Here is a 21003-nt window from a genome sequence, read left to right as displayed (position 1 = left end):
GGTTCAGCATCAGCTGGGCCGCGACACTTGTATATGGGCGGTGTGGCCACTGTGCGCAGTGTGGGCAGGCGGTGACGCGCGAGCCCCGCAACCGTGATGTCTGCACGCTAGCCGTCCGGCAGCGATGTCTGCACGCGAATGCCGCGCCCCGCTGCTCCGAGTGGGAGTGCTTTCCGTGTGACAATTGACGAGGGGAAAGGAGGATCCATGTCGGACACCATGAACTCCCTGCTGGTCACCGGTGGCTGCGGTTTCGTCGGCAGTAACTTTGTGCGATTCGCACTCGAACGCGATCCTCATATTCACATCACGGTGCTCGACAAGTTGACCTATGCCGCCAACCGGCACAGTCTTGATGGTTTGCCGCCCGGCAGAGTCGCCCTCGTCGTTGGGGATATCTGTGACGAGGAGCTGGTTGAATCCCTGGTCGCTGACCACGAGGCCGTCGTGAACTTTGCCGCCGAAAGCCACAATGACAAATCGATTGCTGACCCCGAGCCTTTCATCCACACTAACATTTCAGGCACCTACAGACTGCTGGAGGCATGCCGGCACCATGAGCGGCGCTTTCATCACGTCAGCACCGACGAAGTGTACGGCGACCTGGCTCTCGATGATTCCATGCGATTCACTGAAGAATCACCTGTGAAGCCGTCAAGCCCTTACAGCGCCAGCAAAGCCTCGTCTGACCTGCTGGCATGCGCGTGGTTTCGCACCTTCGGTGTCCGGGTGACGATTTCGAACAGCTCGAACAACTACGGACCATATCAACACATTGAGAAATTCATTCCTCGACAGATCACGAACATTTTGACCGGCCGGCGCGCCAAGCTGTACGGCGATGGACGAAACGTTCGCGACTGGATCCATGTCGACGACCATTCGGCGGCCGTTTGGCAGATCCTGTGTCGCGGCATACCCGGAGAAACATACCTGATTTCCGCCGAAGGGGAGCGTTCCAACTGTGACGTTTTACGCTCGATCTTGCGCCTCATGGGCAGGGACGAGGATGACTTCGACTGGGTCGGGGATCGGCCCGGCCATGATCGCCGATACGCGCTGGATGCGAGCAAACTGCGCCGGGATCTTGGGTGGGAGCCGGAAAAGAGGGATTTTGAAGCGGGGCTGGCTGAGGTGATCGCCTGGTATCGCTCACATGAATCGTGGTGGCGTGACGGCAAGGATGTCATTGAAGATCAGTACGCGCGCTGGGGGCACTGAAGATCTCGCCGTCTGCATCCTCGCTGTGTGGGGGCAGGATGTGTACTGGGGCGCCAAGCCGCGACTGGTGCGTCGTGTAATTGCAGGTATGCGGGTTTTCTGTGCTCCCGAAGCTCTCGGCAAAGGCGGCAGCTTCAACTCCGCCCTCCATTCCATTCCCCAACTGTCGATCTCACTTCGTTTGCAGACACGCCGTATATGCTCGCGAGCTTCTGACCTGCAAAAGGAGCGGAGTCTGCTCGGCAATAGGTCACTCAGACCCGTTGAAATCGACAGATGGGGGACGAGGGGTGTGAGGGAGCGAAGGGCGGTATGCGGATCGGCCCGTGCGGCGGTAGCGGTGGCAGCGGCGGTGAACCTGCGAGAAACTGACAGTGCAAGCGCGCAAAGGAGAGTGCCATGAATACGGAAATGAACAGCCGGACAGATGCAGCCGCACGTGACATCGACGCGGATGAGCCGCGCCGCGCCGGAGAGGTGCACGGCTGGGTCGACGAACGATTCGAGTCGGTCAAGACTCTTTTCGCACGCATGCTCCAGCGCGATCCCACCTACTCTGCTCAGGTGTGCGCCTACGTCAACGGTGACAAGATCGTTGACTTATGGGGCGGCGGTCTCATGGATGGGCAGACGGTTACAGGGTTTTTCTCGGCAACAAAAGGTGCTTCCGCACTGACCTTGGCGCGCTTGGTTGACTCAGGTGACTTGGATCTTGAGCAGCGAGTTGCGTATTACTGGCCGGAGTTTGCCGCCTGTGGCAAAGACCAGATTACAGTCAGTCAAATGCTGTCCCATCAGGCGGGACTGCTTGGCGAAGAATCGATGCGTTTGATGGATGTGCCCTATGACTCGCGCGGGATGGCGGCAAAGTTGGCAGCCATGTCACCGCTGTGGCGCCCGGGCACGGCGTTTGGCTACCACGGCCGCACGATCGGACCGCTGATGGAGGAACTTTTCCGTCGAGTCGCCGGCGAGGACCTGCAAACCCATTACGAGCGTGAGGTTCGTGCCCCACGTGACATTGACTTCTATATCGGCTTTCCTGAATCGGAAGATGATCGCTACGAACCCATCCTGCCGTCTCTTCCCTTCGAGAAAGCCCTGGCGGAACGTGACAAGCGTGGCGAACGGGTTCCGGGAACGGCCGCTCTGTCCGACGATCCTGGCGCCGGGCCTGTCAGCGCTGATGAGCTTGCGGCAGCGGTAGGCCAGTGCGAGCTCGGAGATTCGCTTGGCGCGCTGTCCGCACTCGGTGGCGGCGTCATTGAGCCAGACAACACACCCACACCGAACCACCGCCATATTCGTGCCGCCGGCGTTGCGTCGACAGGTGGGGTCGGTTCCGCTCGCGGCCTGGCTCGCCTGTACGCAGCAGCTGTCACCGGTCTCAACGACTGTTCTGTTTCACGAATTGACGAGGGAAACCCACGCCATGATCTGTCTGAGCCGTTCTTAACGCCTGACACGGTGAAACTAATGGGAACGCAGCAGGTGTTCGGGATGGATCGAGTGCTGCAAAACGTCATGTGCTTTGCTCGGGTGTTTCAAAAGCCCAATGGTATGTTCCCGTTTGGCTCCTATCAGGCTATCGGGCACGACGGTGCGGGCGGAGCGTTGGGCTTTGCTGATCCGTTCTACGGCTTGGCATTCGGATACAATGTGCGCCGCATGAACGAGCCTGGCGGACTGGACCCGAAGTCAGTGCTGCTGTCTGCTTGTATTCGCGACATCCTTGGCGGCGGCCGGTAGGGCCTGGTGTCTGCTGGCTCGCGTGTATTGAGCACCTGGCGAGCGGTTCCTAATTCGGTTCGCCGTTCGTTCCCGTGCTCGCTTTCTCTCACCACCCCCTTCCGTACTATTCCCGTCTGTCGATCTCGACTTTCTCCCCTCATTTACCCGACCGTCGATCTTGACTTCCTCCCTTCGATTCACCCATCTGTCGATCTCAGCGCACTCAGTTCGGGTGTCATTGCACGTCCGCGCCTGCGACCTGCATAAACGGATGGGTACCCTCGTCAATTGCGAAGAAAACCGGTCGAGATCGACAGAAGGGAAGCGGAGGGAGAGGAGGAGATAGGGAGAGGGGGAGAGGGAGGAGGAGGGAGAGGCGGCACTCGGGGCTGGGAAAAGACGGCGACCAGCCGCCGGCAACAACCAGCCAGACGGAAAGGGCAGAAACAGCGAATGGAAAGGGTGGAAAACAGTGAAGGGGAGGGACAGAGAAAAGTAGACGGGGGCAAAGAACAGTGAACGGGAGGGGCAGAGAAAAGTGAAAGCGCCGGTCAGGCCCCAAGCAACACGGCGGTGGGGTCCGTGAGATTGGGCACAGCTTCGCGCATACCCCTTGCCGACGGCGGCGAAGGATTCTAACATAACTATTTGCGCCTGATGACGCCCGAGGTGAGCTGTGCCCGCACGCGAGACCAGCGCTAAGTGTGCTAGCGACACAGTATCAGATAGGGGCGGCAGGCGGGAGCGCGCACTCACCGACTGCAGGGAAGGACACCCTTTGGCTGCCAGTAGCACCACTGCACATCAGCCCAGGAACCGTATCTCATTTGCGAAGCTTCGCGAACCTTTGCAGGCCCCGAACCTGCTGGGTCTGCAGATTCAGAGCTTCGATTGGCTTCTGGGGAACGACAATTGGAAACAACGCGTTGAGGCTGCGAAAGCTTCAGGCGGATTCGACGTGCCGGACGTTTCCGGGCTGGAAGAAATCTTCCAGGAGATCTCGCCGATTGAAGACGTCGCACAAACCATGTCATTGTCATTCCGCGACCATCGACTCGAACGCCCGAAGTACTCGGTCGAAGAGGCAAAGGCCAAGGATTACACGTACTCAGCACCGATGTACGTCACCGCCGAGTTCATGAATTACATGACCGGCGAAATCAAGTCGCAGACCGTCTTCATGGGTGACTTCCCCCTGATGACCAAGCGCGGCACTTTCATCATTAACGGCACGGAGCGCGTCGTCGTCTCCCAGCTGGTCCGCTCGCCTGGCGTGTACTTCGAGCGCACATCTGACCGCTCCTCCGATAAGGAAATCTTCGGAGCCAAAGTCATCCCCAGCCGCGGTGCCTGGCTCGAATTCGAGATCGACAAGCGCGACGCAGTGGGTGTGCGTATCGACCGCAAGCGTAAGCAGTCGGTGACTCACTTCCTCAAGGCTATCGGCATGACCGAAGCTGAGATCCGTGAACAGTTCGCGGACTACCCGGTTTTGCTGGAAACCCTTGAGAAGGACACGGTCGACACCCAGGAGGAAGCTCTCCTGGATATCTACCGCAAGATTCGCCCCGGTGAGCCCGCAGTCGTCGACGCAGCTCAGACACTGCTGAACAACTTCTACTTCGATTCCAAGCGCTACGACCTGGCGAAGGTTGGCCGCTACAAGATCAACAAGAAGCTGGCTCTGGATGCGGATCCTCGTACCTCCGTTCTGACGCTGGAAGACATCGTCACGACCATCAAATACATGCTCTCGATGCATAAGGGTGACAAGACGTTCACCGGCGTGCGTGGCGGCAAAGCCGTGGAAGTCAGCGTTGAGTCGGACGATATTGACCACTTTGGTAACCGTCGTATCCGCGCGGTGGGCGAACTGATCCAGTCGCAAGTGCGTACCGGCCTGGCGCGCATGGAACGCACCGTGCGTGAACGCATGACAACGCAGGAAGCCGATTCGATCACGCCTCAGTCGCTGATCAATATCCGCCCCGTTGTCGCAGCGATCAAGGAGTTCTTCGGAACATCCCAGCTGTCACAGTTCATGGATCAGAACAACCCGCTGGCCGGTTTGACGCACAAGCGCCGCCTGTCGGCACTGGGCCCTGGCGGTCTGTCGCGTGACCGTGCCGGCATGGAGGTCCGTGACGTTCACCCGTCGCACTACGGACGCATGTGCCCGATTGAAACCCCTGAAGGCCCAAACATTGGTCTGATCGGCACGATGGCGACGTTCGCGCGCATCAACCCCTTCGGTTTCATCGAGACGCCGTACCGCGTGGTGCGTGGCGGCCACGTCACCGACGAGGTCGAGTACCTGACCGCTGATGACGAGAACGGCCACTACATCGCTCAGGCATCATCGCCGCTGACGGAGGACAACACTTTTGCCGAAGAGATGGTTCTGTGCCGTCTCTCCGGCGAAGACCCGTTGCTCGTTGCACGCGACGACGTTGACTACATGGACGTTTCTGCACGTCAGATGGTCTCTGTTGCCACCGCGTTCATCCCGTTCCTCGAGCACGATGACGCCAACCGAGCCCTGATGGGCGCGAACATGCAGCGCCAGGCTGTCCCGTTGCTGCGCACCGAAGCTCCACTGGTCGGCACCGGCATGGAACGCCGCGCCGCTCAGGACTCAGGCGAAATGGTGATCGCTGAGCGCGCCGGTGTCGTCACCGAGGTCAGCGCCGACTTGATCGTCGTTGAAACTGACGAGGGTGGCCGCGACACCTACCGACTCGAAAAGTTTGAACGCTCCAACCCCGGCAACTGCACGAACCAGCGTGTCATTGTCGAGGAAGGCCAACGCGTTGAAGAAGCAGACGTTCTGGCTGATGGCCCGGCCACCGACAACGGTGAAGTCGCCCTCGGAAAGAACCTGCTGGTCGCCTACATGTCGTGGGAAGGCCTGAACTACGAGGATGCCGTGATTCTGTCACGCCGCGTCGTGCAGGATGACGTCCTGACCTCCATCCATATTGAGGAGTACGAGGTTGACGCCCGCGAAACGAAGCTGGGCGACGAGGAAATCACGCGCGACATTCCGAACGTGTCCGAGGAATCACTGGCTGACCTTGACGAACGCGGCATCATCCGCATCGGTGCTGAGGTTCAGGCCGGCGACATCTTGGTCGGCAAGGTCACCCCGAAGGGTGAAACCGAACTGACCAGTGAGGAGCGCCTGCTGCGCGCCATCTTCGGTGAGAAGGCGCGCGAAGTGCGCGACACCTGCCTGCGTGTCCCACACGGTGAAGAGGGCATCGTCATTGGCGTGCGCGAGTTCAATGACGAAGAAGACGATCTGAACCCCGGCGTGCGCCAGACGGTGCGCGTGTACGTGGCTCAGCGCCGCAAGATCACCATTGGTGACAAGATGGCTGGCCGTCACGGAAACAAGGGCGTCGTCTCCAAGATTCTGCCTGTCGAAGACATGCCGTTCCTGGAAGATGGCACACCTGTGGACATCATCTTGAATCCGCTGGGTGTTCCTGGACGTATGAACGTCGGTCAGGTGCTCGAGTACCACCTCGGCTGGCTGGCCCACCAGGGTTGGGATGCCACGAAGGCGAAGGAAGCTGGCGAAGACTGGACGAAGTTCCTGCCTGAGAACGGCATCAGCGCCGAGCCCGGCTCCTTGGTTGCAACCCCCGTGTTCGACGGTCTGGAAGCAGAGGAGCTGCAAGGCCTGCTGCGTTCAGTTCGTCCCAACCGCGATGGAGAGCGCTTGACCAACGATGAAGGTAAAGCTCAGCTGTTTGATGGCCGTTCGGGTGAACCGTTCCCGTACCCCATCGCAGTGGGGTACGCCTACATGCTCAAGCTGCACCACTTGGTTGACGACAAGATTCATGCCCGTTCAACCGGCCCGTACTCGATGATTACGCAGCAGCCGCTGGGTGGTAAAGCCCAGTTCGGTGGCCAGCGCTTCGGCGAGATGGAGGTGTGGGCACTGGAGGCCTACGGTGCCGCCTACGCCCTCCAGGAGCTGCTCACCATCAAGTCGGACGACACCGTTGGACGTGTCAAGGTCTACGAAGCCATTGTCAAGGGTGAAGACATCCCGGAACCTGGTATTCCAGAGTCCTTCAGGGTCCTCATCCAGGAAATGCGCTCGCTGTGCTTGAACGTTGAAGCACTCGACGCGGCAGGCAACCCGATTGACCTGCGCGACGAGGACGAATCGTACGATGCGCAAGAGGATATGGGCATCACCTTGGATGCCCGTCCGAACGCAGCAGCAACCATTGACGCCATTTAACTCAGTCGGTTCCGCGGCGCACAGGTCGCCCTCGTCAATCAAGACGACGAACGAGGGCGACGCGCTTGCGGGGAACCTCAGCCCCTCCAGCGGCGGGCTTGAGCAGACCACTTACGCTGGAACCGACGAACTAATGCAAGGAGCGAGACCTTGATCGACGCTAAGACGTTCGACAGCCTCAAGATCACCCTGGCAACGACAGATGACATCTCAGGATGGTCCCACGGCGAGGTAAAAAAGCCCGAAACGATTAACTACCGCACCCTCAAGCCTGAGCGCGACGGCTTGTTCGGTGAACAGATTTTTGGTCCGACCCGCGACTGGGAATGTGCGTGTGGCAAGTACAAGCGCGTGCGCTACAAGGGCATCGTGTGTGAAAAGTGTGGCGTCGAAGTCACACGCTCGAAGGTGCGTCGCGAGCGCATGGGTCATATCGACCTGGCAGCGCCTGTCACGCACATCTGGTACTTCAAAGGCGTGCCCTCACGCCTCGGATACGTCCTGGACCTGGCTCCGAAGGACCTCGAAAAGGTTATCTACTTCGCTGCCTACATGATCACCGAGGTTGACGAAAAGGGTCGCGACGAGGACCTTGCCGACCTGCGCAGCGAGCTCGAAGTTGAAAAGGGCCACCTGGAGTCCCAGCGTGACGACGCGATCAACCAGCGCGCCGAAAAGCTGGAGCAGACCCTGGCACAGATGGAAGCCGATGGCGCCAAAGCTTCCGATCGCGACCGTGAACGCAAGGCAGGGGAACGCGAAATGGGGCAGATTCGCCGCCGTTTCGACCGCGACCTGGAACAGCTGGAGACCGTGTGGGAGCGTTTCCGCGACCTCAAGGTTGGTGACCTGGAAGGTGACGAGCGCCTGTACCGCGCCATGCAGCTGCGTTACGGCACGTACTTCAAGGGCGATATGGGTGCAGCCGCCATTCAGAAGCGTCTGCAGACCTTCGACCTGGATGCCGAAGTGGAGAACCTGCGCAACACGATCGCCAACGAGTCGGGCCCGCGCAAGACCCGTGCGATCAAGCGCCTGAAGGTCGTCAACGCCTTTGTGCAAACCGGTAACAAGCCGGAGTCGATGGTGCTGACCGCTATCCCCGTCATCCCGCCGGATCTGCGCCCGATGGTTCAGCTGGACGGTGGCCGCTTTGCGACCTCGGACCTGAACGATCTGTACCGTCGCGTCATCAACCGCAACACGCGCCTGAAGAGGTTGCTGGAGCTGGGTGCGCCCGAGATCATTGTCAACAACGAAAAGCGCATGCTGCAGGAGTCTGTGGACGCCCTGTTCGACAACGGCCGTCGTGGCCGCCCCGTGGCCGGTCCTGGTAACCGCCCGCTGAAGTCGATCTCTGACATGCTCAAGGGTAAGCAGGGTCGTTTCCGTCAAAACCTGCTCGGTAAGCGCGTGGACTACTCGGGCCGTTCGGTCATCGTGGTGGGCCCGCAGCTGAAACTGCACCAGTGCGGTCTGCCCAAGCAGATGGCTCTGGAACTGTTCAAGCCATTCGTGATGAAGCGCCTGGTTGAGAAGTCGTTCGCGCAGAACGTCAAGGCAGCCAAGCGTAAGGTTGAGCGCCAGCGCCCCGAGGTGTGGGACGTCCTCGACGACGTTATTCGTGAGCACCCGGTGCTGCTGAACCGCGCACCTACACTGCACCGCTTGGGCATTCAGGCCTTCGAACCGCAGCTGATTGAAGGTAAAGCTATTCAGCTGCACCCGCTGGCCTGTGGCGCGTTCAACGCTGACTTTGACGGTGACCAGATGGCAGTCCACCTCCCGCTGGGTGCTGAGGCTCAGGCTGAGGCACGCATCCTGATGTTGTCGACGAACAACATCCTCAAGCCTTCCGACGGTCGCCCTGTTGCAATGCCGTCGCAGGACATGATCATTGGTCTGTTCCACCTGACCAGTGATCCTGATCCGGCTGTTGAGGTGGCGACTGATGAAAACGGTGAGCCGGTTGTGCCGTGCTATTCGTCAGTGGCTGAGGCACGTATGGCGTTTGATCGTGGCGAACTGGATCTGAATGCCCGTGCACGGATCCGCTTCACCGACATTGTGCCGCCCAAGGGCTGGGAAGTCCCGGAGAACTGGGAAGAAGGCGATCCGATCCTGCTGGAAACCTCGCTGGGGCGCGCGATCTTCAACGAGACTCTGCCGGTCGACTACCCGTTCGTCAACTACGTTGTGGGTAAGAAGCAGCTGGGAACGATCGTTAACACATTGACGGAGCGTTACCCGAACGTCCTCGTCGCCGAATCTCTGGACGCACTGAAAGCTGCCGGTTTCCACTGGTCAACTTGGTCTGGCATCACAATCGCGTTCTCTGACATTCAGGCGTCAGACCGCAAGGAAGAAATCCTGGCGCGTTACGAAGCCAAGGCTGCGGAGATTCAGGACCAGTTCGACACCGGTATCATCCTGGAAGAAACCCGGTACGAGGAACTGGTCAAGCTGTGGCTGAAGTGCACTGAGGAAGTTGCTGACGACATGCGTCAGAACTTCGATGCTCGCAACACCGTCTACCGCATGGTGTCGTCGGGTGCTCGTGGTAACTGGAGCCAGGTCCAGCAGATCGCCGGTATGCGTGGTCTGGTGTCTGACCCGAAGCAGAAGCTCATTGAGCGTCCGATTAAGGCAAACTACCGTGAAGGCCTGACGGTTCTGGAGTACTTCATCGCAACTCACGGCGCTCGTAAGGGTCTGGCTGATACCGCTCTTCGTACCGCCGAATCTGGTTACCTGACCCGCCGTCTGGTCGACGTGTCGCAGGACGTGATTGTGCGTGAAGAGAACTGCGGTACCCGCGCCGGCATTCGCGTGCCGATCGCCCGCAAGAACGAGTTTGACGAGTGGGAAGCCGTTGAAGCGGTTGAGACTACCGCGTACGCCCGTACGCTTGCTCGCGATGCGGTGGGTGAAGATGGCACTGTCGTGGCGGAGGCTGGCACCGACATTGGTGATGACCTGATTGCTCAGATGGTTGCCGCCGGTGTGACCGAGGTGACGACCCGTTCCGTGCTGACCTGTGAGTCGGCGGTGGGCGTGTGCGCCAGCTGTTATGGCCGTTCGCTGGCCACCGGTAAGCGTGTCTCGATCGGTGAAGCTGTCGGTATTATCGCAGCTCAGTCGATTGGTGAGCCTGGTACCCAGCTGACGATGCGTACGTTCCACACCGGTGGTGCTGCGTCGGCTGCTGACATTACCCAGGGTCTGCCGCGTGTTCAGGAGCTCTTCGAGGCGCGCAGCCCGAAGATTGAAGCCAAGATGAACGAGGCCGCCGGTCGCGTCCATATTGACGACGAAGATCCCGGTTCACGCAAGATCGTGATCACTCGCGATGATGGCCGTGAGGATTCAGTCATCGAGGTGACTCGTCGCCAGAAACTCCTGGTGAACGAGGGCGACCACATCGAAGCTGGAACCCCGTTGACTGAAGGCCAGTTGGATCCCAAGGAGGTCCTGCGTATTATGGGCCGCAATGTGGCTCAGAAGCAGCTGGTTGATGAGGTGCAGAAGGTCTACCGCGATCAGGGTGTGGGTATTCACGCCAAGCACATCGAGGTCATCGTGCGCCAGATGCTGCGCAAGATCACTATTCTGGAGCCGGGCGACACCTCGTTCATGCCGGGTCAGCTGGTGGATCGTTCAGCGTACTTGTCGGCCAACCGTCGAGTTGCCGCCGAGGGCGGTCAGCCCGCGTCAGGTCGCCAGATGCTGATGGGTATCACCAAGGCGTCGTTGGCAACGGATTCGTGGCTGTCGGCTGCGTCTTTCCAGGAGACCACAAAGGTCCTGACCGAAGCCGCCATGAACGGCAAGGTTGATCACCTGGTGGGTCTGAAGGAGAACGTCATCCTCGGAAAGTTGATCCCGGCCGGCACCGGCCTGGCTCGCTACAACCAGGTTGTCGTGGAGCCCACTGCTGAGGCAATGGCCGATGCGAACTATTCCGAACTGGATTTCCAGGATGGAGAAGTTCCTGAGTCCTTCCTGGCCTCGCTCGACTCGATCGATTTCGGAATTCCGTTCCACGGCCAGAACTGACCGTTAACCTCAGGTGGCTGGTGTAAGCCCGCGAATTGCGGCGGGCTTGCACCAGCCGCTTCTTTTTATGGCGCGGTGTGGTGCCTTGCACGGTGTGATGAGGTCCCTCGTTACGGCGTGGTGAGGCTCTTTGTGCGCTGAGAGGAGTATTTCCTCCGCGACTGGGCGAGTTGCCTTAAGCGGTGTGGTGGGGGCTCCTCGTTGTGGCGTGGCGAGTTTCCTTGTGCGGTGAAGGAGAGCTTGTGCGGTGAGGGAAAGCTTAAGGTGCGCGAGAGAGATTCATTGTGTGGTCTGGCGGCTGCCTCCCCGCTCAGCCACTGTCTCTTTTAAGGAAGTACCGATTGCGATGTCGAGGCGGTTATCTTTCTTGAATTAGCTGGTGTTTTCTCGGTTTTCTTTGTGGTTTCTCTGTTCGGTTAGTGTCCGTGGGCTTTTTCGGCGTGGTCGGTGAGGACTTGGTGGGGTTTGGTTAACAGGAATGGGGCGCTGGTTTCTCTTGTGCTTGTAATGCTAGGGATTGTGTGCGTGGCGCCGGTGAACGGGTTGGTTAGTGTGACGTCCCACGTGGTGGTCAGTGTGACGGTTTGGTGGGGTGATTCGTTTTGCCATGAGTGTGTGTGCACCATGTTGGGGTAGGGGTTTCCTGGGGTGGTGGTGACCAGTGGTGGGGTGTGGTCGTTGAAGTCGAATGTGTAGGTGGAGGCGTGAAGGGTGAGGGTGACGGTGTGGTTGAAGACGGTGAGGGTGTGGGTTTGGGTGGGTGTGGCGGCGTAGATGTTGGAGGGCACTTCGGTGAAGGCGTGTTGGTGTGGTTGGATGGTCAGGCCTGCGCCGCGTAGGGTGATGGTGTTTAGGGCTGTGCGTGCGATGGTGTCGGTTGACGGAGTGGCGGGCTGGTCTGGTTCTTTTCCTTCAGGTTTTTCTGTTGGTGGTGGGGTGCATTTGTCTGCTGGTGTGGCGCCGGCTGTGCCGGTGCCGATCTTGCAGCGCACCTGCCAGCCCGGTACACGAAAGCCACCAACCGGTCCCTCAACAACCTCAACCACACCACCAGCACCAGCGACGTCAACATTCTCCACGCCAGCACCCTCCACACCAGGCACCGACACCACCTGGGTAAAGGTGTGTTTGACAGTCAGCACGTTATTGTCTGCCTTAAGAATGTCTTGATCCCAGCTGTCATTTGTGTCTCCTACAGGTGCACTCATGACAAGAAATGACATTGCTAAAACGGGCTCGACGAGATGGAATGCACTCATGACTGGGGGCTTTCAGGTGATTCGGCGTATAACGACTTGGTGACGAAGGACCGCTCTCTTGCTTGGACTTCTACCTGGAATACCAGTTCTTTGTCAGGGTAGTTAGAAATGGAGTCATTTGAGTAGTTTGTGTATGGCGCTGCTTGGACAAGCATTTCTACGAAGTAGAGATTCTCATCATCTGGATGAGTGAGAACATCGTTGAACTCGGCGACCTCATACCCTATGCCTTCCGCCCATCCTCCTTTTTCGTATTGATCAGCGATTTTCGTTAAGTTGACTTGGCAGAGTTTGCAGTCTGGGCTGCTGACTTTTTTGAGGGTGGTGGTGTTGCCGGTGTTGATGGAGTATGCGAGGAGGTTGAGGTAGTACTCGGCGAAGTAGCGTGCCCCGAACGCGTCCATGTTGGTGGCAGCACTGGGCAGTTGTGGTTCGTGTGGTTCCACCCAGTCCACGGGCCTGCCGAGCTTCCCGTCGGGCAAGACCGGGTACTCGCCCGACATGGGTATGCTGTGGGCTGCATCGCCTGACCCACTTTGATTGGCAGAGACTTCAATGTTGTTGCTTTGCCCGTCTTGTGCCTGGCTACATGCAGCCAGCATGATCATTCCGGCCACTACTGGAACAAGGAGCCTGGCGTGCGTGGAGCGTCGTGATCGTCGTGTCATGTGCACCACACTACGGAACAGCACTGCTGCCCGTACAGCCCCAATTCATAATTGTGGACCAAACTCCTCCTGCACCCACCTGTCGATCTGGAAGCCTCTCACTGGATTCATCACGGCTCTACCTCCCGATAGGTAACTCCTGGCCAGTGCAAACGCCTCGCCCGTGGGTGCGATTGCCGGTGACCTGCCCTTCAGATCGACAGACGGGGAAAGAGGGAAGGAGAGGGAGAAGGAAAGTACAGATCTGCCGACGATTCCCAGAATATGGATCGTCAAAGTCGGCCCGAAACATCGAGAAAACTCACTGATGCCGATCTGGAGCGTACTGCGTGTAGCAGTAGATGGGAGTCTCCCTCGTTAATGGGTAGAATTTGGGTGGAACCGAGAGGGAGTGACGGATGAGAAAGCTCGGACTACCTGCGCTGATTGCTGTGACGGCACTCACTGCAGCCGGGTGTGTGGCCGATAACAGCCCTGCCGAGCCGGAGCAGTCTCTCGCTCAATCCGCCCTTTCGAATCAGTCAACCTCGTCGAACCAATCGGAAATAGAAACCGACAACCCCATCGAAGCTGCCCCCGACCAATCCCAATCCAGCCATCCAGCCGAGCAGTCTTTCATGACCACCGGAGAATGCGTGGACGTCGTGGCGATTAATGCGCGTGGAACGAATGAGGAGACCGGCGGCGGTGGCCTCACTGATGCCGTAGCGGGCGAGATCGTTGAGAAATGGTCGAAAGACGCGCGTGCCATTGCGCTGGAATATCCCGCAAGTTTTGACGTTAATGCTTCCGTCGAAGACGGGGTTTTAGCTCTGACCGCGATGCTTGAAGATGGCGCGGCTCGGTGCCCGAATCAGAAATACGTGCTCGTGGGTTATTCGCAGGGCGCGATCGTTGTCGCTGAGACGCTGAGCAAGCCTGAAGACCGGCTGATCATGGGCGATGTCGAGCGACTGAGTGAGCCTGCGCGGAAGGCGATTGCTGCCGTCGAGCTATACGGTGATCCTGGTTTTGTTGGGTCGATGCCGTATAACCGCGGCGACTACGATCCGCGTTTTAACGGGATGTTGCCGCGACACTCGCAGGCTTTAGCTGAATTTGCCACCCGGATTCGTGACTTTTGCGTTGCGGAGGATCTATTTTGCCAGGGGAGCCGGCGCACAGGTATTCAGCGCTCGGCTCATTCGCTCTACTGGACGAACGGCATGCAGGCTGAAGGTGCAGCTCACGCGCTGGAGCGCCTTTACCGGAGGGCCGAGTTGGCTGGAGAGGATATCGGTGCCGAAGGCGCAGCGCCTGAGGAAACTGACAGTGGCGACGCCCAAAGTGGAGGGGCAAATAACGGGCACTAAGAGCGCCGTGATGTGGCCTTTTGGCTCTGACATCGAGTGTCGTGACGCTTCCGAGACCTCTGGCGATTTTGTGTGCGAGGTTTCTTCAGATCTTGGTTGCCACAGTCGCAAAATGGTGCTGTTTCCCTCCCCGCCGCCCTGTCCACCCAAGTGTCGATTTGGCTGCCGTATCCTCCCAATTGACGAGGGTGCCCTACGCATCGTCACTGGCCAGCAGGCATTTGTGGATCGAGATGCGTGGAGAGAACCGTCGGATGGGCCTTGAAATCGACAGTAGGGGAGAGAAGGAGGTGGGAATTGGAGACTATTAACGGCGGAAGAACAGTATCGAGTCCCTGCATTGGCGCAGAGAAGCACATAGAATTGACTACGTTGATCCACTAGTCAAATGGAGGAGACACCGTGATCAAGAAACTCTTCAAGCTCGTTCTTTTTGGCGCTCTCGCAGCGTTCGCCGGCCTCATTGCGATCCAATACGATGGCCCTCGCAACTTCCTGAAAGACCTTGGTGTGCCGCTGTAAGCAACTAATTCGCAGATCGAAGACCTGTCGAATTTGCACGCTTAGTCACGCCGATTAGTCTCTAGGTGCCGAGCTGTACCACCAAGGTAGAGCTCGGCACCTTCATGCAGTTTTCGGCAGTTCTTTCACGAAGCAAGCACATTCAACAGTGCACCACATTCAGGGCATCTGCATTCAACTCGTTGACACCGATCTCGCGCGGGCGCTCGCGGCCTCCCTCGTCGATTCGGAGAACCAATACGTCGATCAGCGCTTTCCACGCGCGTCCCACGCAACCGGGCTTCGATCCGCGCAGCCGAATGCTCAGGGTGGTGCAAATCGTCCCAAATGAAGCGTTCGAAAACCCAGCCGCGCGCCTCCAAATCTCGCTGCCTCCTGCCCTCAGATTGGTAAGAGTGAGCGATCTGTGAGTGCGACACGCCTCGTTTGCTGCGGCCGTCAAATTCAAGTGCGACCTTCTCGCGCGGAAAAGCAATATCGATGAAGTACACGCTCGCCGGGCGCGCTCCAGCAAGGCTCTCAGCTGGGCGTTGGTGCACTTCAAACTGTGTACGCACAGCGTGAAGCTTCCGACTGCGAACTATCCACAGCAGCATCGCCTCGCCAATTGATTCGCAGCCCGCATCCGCATGCTGTATGAGCCATCTCGCGCGAGCCACATTGCGATGCCCCCTCGGAAAGCGACTAAGCTGGCGGACCAGAGCAGCTCGCACACGCTCTTCAGCCTTGCGAGACCTGTCCTGATGGTGCTTGTTGAAGTGACTCAGCCGACGCATCCCGTCGCATAGCGTCACGAACGCGTGGCTCGCCGGCATCGTGAGAGCGCACAAAATGAGCGTGTCCTCAAGTGTCGCCACACGTAGCAGCATTCGACGGCGCGACCCCGACACGTCGCTTTCACGCCCGCGGTCGATGCTGGATCCGCGGATTCTGACCGTGCGTATCGGCCCGATAGCTGGTACCTGGTGTCGCATTATTCGGGCAGCTGGGATAGAAATTCTGCTTGCTTCGATGGGGGATCGCCGAGGGTGGCCGCAACGAATCTCAATCCGAGGCAAGGTCGGGGATTCGTTTCCTGGTCTGCCATGCGTAAGGATGTGAACGTCAGGCGAACGGTCCCAGCACCACAGGCCGTGGAGCAAAGCTGCAGATGGGCCTATGAATGTCGCGTGCGGATGCGTCAGACAGGTGGCCGCAATCCGTGCCAAGGCGGCATCATTGCGGATCTTCCACGTTTCACTCTGGGTAGCGCTGGGATCGATGCGCCACGTGACGCCTCGCTTAACGCGCGCGTAGTACTGACCAGTTTGTTTCTTAAGGGCGCTGAGGCGGCGGTGGCGCGAGGTTGTGGCGAGGTGAAGGTGCTCGATGTAGGTGGTCACTCGGATACCTCCTTTCTAAGGGTGCCCAGTTGTCGAGCACTGACTGTGTGGCGATAGAGCTGGATGCGTGATGGTTGTGTTGGGCGTGCGGACGGTTATGTCGAGTTGCATGGCTGAAAGAGCATGACATGGGGAAGCGGCGTATGCGGCAATAAGAGCGGCAGCTTGTGGATACGGTGGTGGTAGGGGTGATACTTGTGGATAACTCGGCTTGAGCCGGGCGGGTACCCTCGGCCGTGAGGATTCCCTCTGGTCGGTTCGCCTTGGAATATTCCACGATTCCATCGGGACAACTTCTGCAGGGAGGTCGCCGGGCAATCTTTCCGCTTTCCTTCCACTACTCCCTCCCTTCCTTTCTTTCACCCAACTGTCGATCTCGAGGCGCGATTCGACAAGATGTTTTTTAAAACCGCAGGTCAAGAACAGTTTTTATGAAAGGTAGTGCCGAAGATCGTGCTGAAATCGACAGTTGGGTAAGGGTAAGAGTAAGAGTAAGAGGAGCAGGGGCGGAGGAAGGGACGGGGTCGATGGGAAGCCCTCCTTGGAAGGTCGCCCGGCAGTCGCCGTAAGCGGCCTGCCGCGAGGCGTCGGAAGTTTCCGTGACTCCATTCCTAACAATCCACTCTGACCGCGCCTCCGTCCAGAATGCGCCTTAGCTCACGCCGTACACAATTGACGTGCCCGCCGCCCACAAACTAAGCTGAAATGCGGTAACCCGAGTACATCGGGTCACCTGACCGCTTGATCACACGATCTGGCGGCGATGCGACACTGATCGCACCAGTGATCAAGACGCAGCGCCACAACCGGTGATACAAGCATCGGGCTCCACAAGGAGGATACCGAGCGGACGGCCATCGCCCCCTCGCCCTCGTGCCATCGGAGCTCCGGGCGTCATTCTCTGACCGCACGGGCAGCAGGCCCCACAGCCTGGGTGCACAGCAGAACAAGCTGAGCAACACGCTAACCGTCGGACATCATGGCGCGCCGGCCCCTGATGGATCAACGCTGCCCAGTCAGGGGACTTGACAATATCGGGCTGACTGAAGCCAGGGTGCCTGCGCTACGCCGGGCACCACACAAGAAAACGCACGACGATGCGTGGCTTGCCCTCGTCAACCGGCAACGATCCGCCGCCAAACTCACGGCAGCGAAATTCAACCGGACACTGGCCCGACAACGGGGCAGCTGCTGACACAGGCAAACACAGTCATCAGAGTGCACAACGACTGGAGAATTTTTCAGTGCCTACAATCCAGCAGCTCGTCCGCAAAGGGCGCAGCTCCAAGCGCGGCAAAGTGAAGACGCCTGCGCTCAAGGGCTCGCCTCAGCGCCGTGGCGTGTGCACCCGTGTGTACACCGCCACCCCGAAGAAGCCGAACTCTGCGCTGCGCAAGGTTGCCCGTGTGCGCCTTTCGTCAGGCATCGAAGTGACGGCTTACATCCCAGGTGAGGGACACAACCTCCAGGAGCACTCCATCGTGCTCGTCCGCGGTGGTCGTGTGAAGGACCTCCCTGGTGTCCGTTACCGTATTGTCCGCGGATCACTTGATACGCAGGGCGTGCGCAACCGCCAGCAGGCTCGTTCACGTTACGGTGCGAAGAAGGAGAAGAAGTAATGCCTCGTAAAGGCCCAGCTCCCAAGCGCCCGCTTGTCGACGATCCGGTTTACGGTTCCAAGATCGTCTCGCAACTGGTCAACCGTGTTCTGCTCGACGGCAAAAAGTCGTTGGCTGAACGCATCGTGTACGGCGCGCTCGAGACAGTGCGTGAGCGTACCGAGCAGGATCCAGTGGTGGTTCTCAAGCGCGCTCTGGACAACATCCGCCCAGCCCTTGAGGTGCGTTCCCGCCGTGTCGGTGGCGCTACCTACCAGGTTCCGGTTGAGGTTCGCCCGGCCCGCGCCACCACTCTGGCTCTGCGCTGGCTGGTTGACTTCTCGCGTCAACGTCGTGAGAAGACCATGACCGAGCGTCTCGCTAACGAAGTTCTCGATGCGTCCAACGGCCTCGGTGCCGCTGTGAAGCGCCGCGAGGACATGCACAAGATGGCCGAATCGAACCGCGCATTCGCCCATTACCGTTGGTGATTTTTCCATTCCCGAGGGCGGCCTCTGACGCCGCTGACAACCATGCTGCGTGAAATAATACTTTTGCCAGCTGTTTAATCCCCAGCGGGGCTCCGCCCTCGTTAATGGGGATCACCGAAAGAACGCACGACGAAGCGAAGGACAACTCCGTGGCACAAGAAGTGCTAACAGACCTGAGGAAGGTCCGCAATATTGGCATCATGGCTCACATTGATGCCGGCAAAACGACCGTGACTGAACGCATCCTGTTCTACACGGGCATTAACTACAAGATCGGTGAAACGCACGACGGTGCGTCAACCACTGACTGGATGGACCAGGAAAAGGAACGCGGCATCACGATTACCTCGGCTGCTGTGACCTGTTTCTGGAAAGGCAACCAGATCAACATCATCGATACCCCTGGCCACGTGGACTTCACGGTGGAAGTTGAGCGCTCACTGCGTGTGCTCGACGGCGCCGTGGCTGTCTTCGATGGTAAGGAAGGTGTGGAGCCTCAGTCAGAAACCGTGTGGCGTCAGGCCGACAAGTACAACGTCCCACGTATCTGCTTCATCAACAAGATGGACAAGCTGGGCGCCGACTTCTACTACTCGGTGCAGACCATCAAGGATCGCCTCAAAGCGAACCCGATCGTCATGCAGCTGCCCATTGGCGCCGAGGATACCTTCGAAGGCAACGTTGACTTGCTGTCAATGAAGGCTTTCCATTACCCGGCAACTGACGCAGACGGTAAGCCCACCCTTGGTGCCATCGTCGAGGAAGGCGAGATTCCCGCCGACCTGCAGGACAAGGCCGAGGAATACCGTGAGGCTCTGATGGAAGCCGCCGCTGAAGGCAACGACGAGCTCATGGAAGCCTACCTGGAAAACGGCGAACTGACCGTTGACCAGATCAAGGAAGGCGTGCGTGCGCTGACCGTTTCAGGCAAGGCCTTCCCGGTCTACTGCGGTACCGCACTGCGCAACATGGGTGTTCAGCCCGTGCTGGACGGTGTGATCAGCTTCCTGCCATCACCTCTGGATATCGAATCCGTCAGCGGTTTCGAACCTGGTGATGACTCTGAGGTAGAGAACCTCGTTCGTCATCCCGATGAGAACGAGCCTTTCTCAGCGCTGGCATTCAAGATTGCGGCGCACCCGTTCTACGGCAAGCTGACCTTCATCCGCGTCTACTCCGGCAAGATGGAAGCCGGCTCCCAGATCATGAATTCGACCAAGGGTAAGCGTGAGCGTATCTCCAAGATCTTCCAGATGCACTCCAACAAGGAGAACCCGGTTGATCTGGCGCACGCTGGTCACATCTACGCTGTGATCGGTCTGAAAGACACCACCACCGGCGACACGCTGTGTGACCTGAACGATCAGATTGTTCTGGAGTCGATGACCTTCCCGAAGCCCGTTATTCACGTGGCTGTCGAGCCGAAGTCGAAGGCTGACCAGGAAAAGATGGGCGTCGCCATCCAGAAGCTGGCTGAAGAGGACCCGACCTTCACCGTTGAGCTGGACCAGGAAAGTGGCCAGACCATCATCGGTGGTATGGGCGAGCTTCACCTCGACATCATTGTTGACCGTATGCGTCGCGAATTCAAGGTCGAGGCTAACGTCGGCAAGCCGATGGTCGCCTACCGCGAGACGATCCGTAAGACCGTCGAAAAGTTTGAATACACTCACAAGAAGCAGACCGGTGGTTCGGGTCAGTTCGCCCGCGTCATCATCATGCTGGAGCCGCTGCCGAGCGATTCCGAAGAAGAGTACGTCTTCGAGGACAAAGTCACCGGTGGCCGCGTTCCGCGTGAGTACATCCCCTCTGTAAACGCTGGTATTCAGGAAGCCATGCACTCCGGTGTTCTGGCTGGATACCCGATGGTGGATGTCAAGGCCACGCTTCTTGACGGTGCATACCACGAAGTTGACTCGTCTGAAATGGCGTTCAAGATCGCAGGTTCAATGGCCATGCGTGAAGCCGCCAAGAAGGCGAAGCCGGTTCTTCTTGAGCCGATTATGGCCGTCGAGGTGCGTACGCCTGATGAATATCTGGGCGACGTGATCGGCGACCTGAACTCTCGTCGTGGTGCCATCCAGTCAATGGATGAGCAGCATGGTGTGCGTGTTGTTCGCGCGCAAGTTCCGCTGTCGGAAATGTTCGGATACGTTGGCGACCTGCGGTCCAAGACCCAGGGACGCGCCGTGTACTCGATGCAGTTCGACAGCTACGCCGAGGTTCCTCGTAGCGTTTCAGAGGAAATCGTCGGAAAGTCTCGGGGCGAGTGAGTCCCACGGGGTCGGATCAACCCCGATCGGTGTACCGTAGTGCTATTGCCTGTTGCACTGCGTGATTGCACTGGTCAGATCGGTCAGCGGTGGGGGACTTCGCAGTAGCGGGGGTCCCGCGCCGGAACCGATCGGTCGAGACCGGAGCGTCAGTGCAGCGCAAGACGGATAGCGCCGGGATTCCGGTGAGCG

Annotated in this window: 10 protein-coding genes; 8 read left to right on the top strand and 2 right to left on the bottom strand. The window is 58.8% G+C overall.

What is annotated here, in order from left to right; all coding sequences use genetic code 11:
- Positions 1 to 207 precede the first annotated feature (207 nt).
- The 4 genes from rfbB (at position 208) to BN3002_RS06430 (ending at position 11266) form a co-directional block, all read left to right on the top strand.
- Complete coding sequence (gene rfbB, locus BN3002_RS06445) at positions 208 to 1221, top strand: dTDP-glucose 4,6-dehydratase (protein WP_058237179.1); 1014 nt, start codon at positions 208 to 210, stop codon at positions 1219 to 1221.
- A 399-nt stretch (positions 1222 to 1620) separates the two neighbouring features.
- Complete coding sequence (locus BN3002_RS06440; RefSeq protein ID WP_058237178.1) at positions 1621 to 2970, top strand: serine hydrolase domain-containing protein; 1350 nt, start codon at positions 1621 to 1623, stop codon at positions 2968 to 2970.
- Between the two features lie 760 nt (positions 2971 to 3730).
- Complete coding sequence (gene rpoB / locus BN3002_RS06435; RefSeq protein WP_058237177.1) at positions 3731 to 7210, top strand: DNA-directed RNA polymerase subunit beta; 3480 nt, start codon at positions 3731 to 3733, stop codon at positions 7208 to 7210.
- 150 nt (positions 7211 to 7360) lie between these two features.
- Complete coding sequence (locus BN3002_RS06430) at positions 7361 to 11266, top strand: DNA-directed RNA polymerase subunit beta' (protein WP_058237176.1); 3906 nt, start codon at positions 7361 to 7363, stop codon at positions 11264 to 11266.
- Positions 11267 to 11682: 416 nt separating this feature from the next.
- Here the strand turns inward: BN3002_RS06430 and BN3002_RS06425 are convergent, their stop codons facing one another.
- Positions 11683 to 12408 (bottom strand): hypothetical protein, encoded by a 726-nt coding sequence (locus BN3002_RS06425; protein WP_257525536.1) that lies wholly within the window; start codon positions 12406 to 12408, stop codon positions 11683 to 11685.
- A 113-nt stretch (positions 12409 to 12521) separates the two neighbouring features.
- On the bottom strand, positions 12522 to 13193 hold the full coding sequence (locus BN3002_RS06420; protein ID WP_154955709.1) for a DUF6318 family protein: 672 nt from the start codon (positions 13191 to 13193) through the stop codon (positions 12522 to 12524).
- Between the two features lie 398 nt (positions 13194 to 13591).
- Here BN3002_RS06420 and BN3002_RS06415 point away from each other — a divergent pair, with 398 nt between their 5' ends.
- The 4 genes from BN3002_RS06415 to fusA all read left to right on the top strand — a co-directional run bounded on the left by BN3002_RS06415 (position 13592) and on the right by fusA (position 20811).
- Complete coding sequence (locus BN3002_RS06415; protein WP_058237173.1) at positions 13592 to 14545, top strand: cutinase family protein; 954 nt, start codon at positions 13592 to 13594, stop codon at positions 14543 to 14545.
- A 3148-nt stretch (positions 14546 to 17693) separates the two neighbouring features.
- Positions 17694 to 18068, top strand: a complete 375-nt coding sequence (gene rpsL, locus BN3002_RS06405) for a 30S ribosomal protein S12 (protein ID WP_058237858.1) — start codon at positions 17694 to 17696, stop codon at positions 18066 to 18068.
- A complete protein-coding gene (gene rpsG / locus BN3002_RS06400) occupies positions 18068 to 18538 on the top strand; it encodes a 30S ribosomal protein S7 (RefSeq protein WP_058237171.1) in 471 nt (156 codons plus the stop codon). The genes rpsL and rpsG overlap by 1 nt, the downstream gene beginning before the upstream one ends.
- A gap of 149 nt (positions 18539 to 18687) precedes the next feature.
- The gene (gene fusA / locus BN3002_RS06395; protein ID WP_058237170.1) at positions 18688 to 20811 is read left to right on the top strand and encodes an elongation factor G; all 2124 of its coding nucleotides are present in this window, start codon (positions 18688 to 18690) and stop codon (positions 20809 to 20811) included.
- The last annotated feature ends 192 nt before the right edge of the window (positions 20812 to 21003 follow it).

It is taken from the genome of Actinomyces ihuae (genome assembly GCF_001457875.1).
GTDB classification, from domain to species: Bacteria; Actinomycetota; Actinomycetes; order Actinomycetales; family Actinomycetaceae; genus Pauljensenia; species Pauljensenia radingae_A.
Note: the sequence above shows the minus strand (reverse complement) of the source record. Positions and strands in the feature narration are given on the sequence as shown.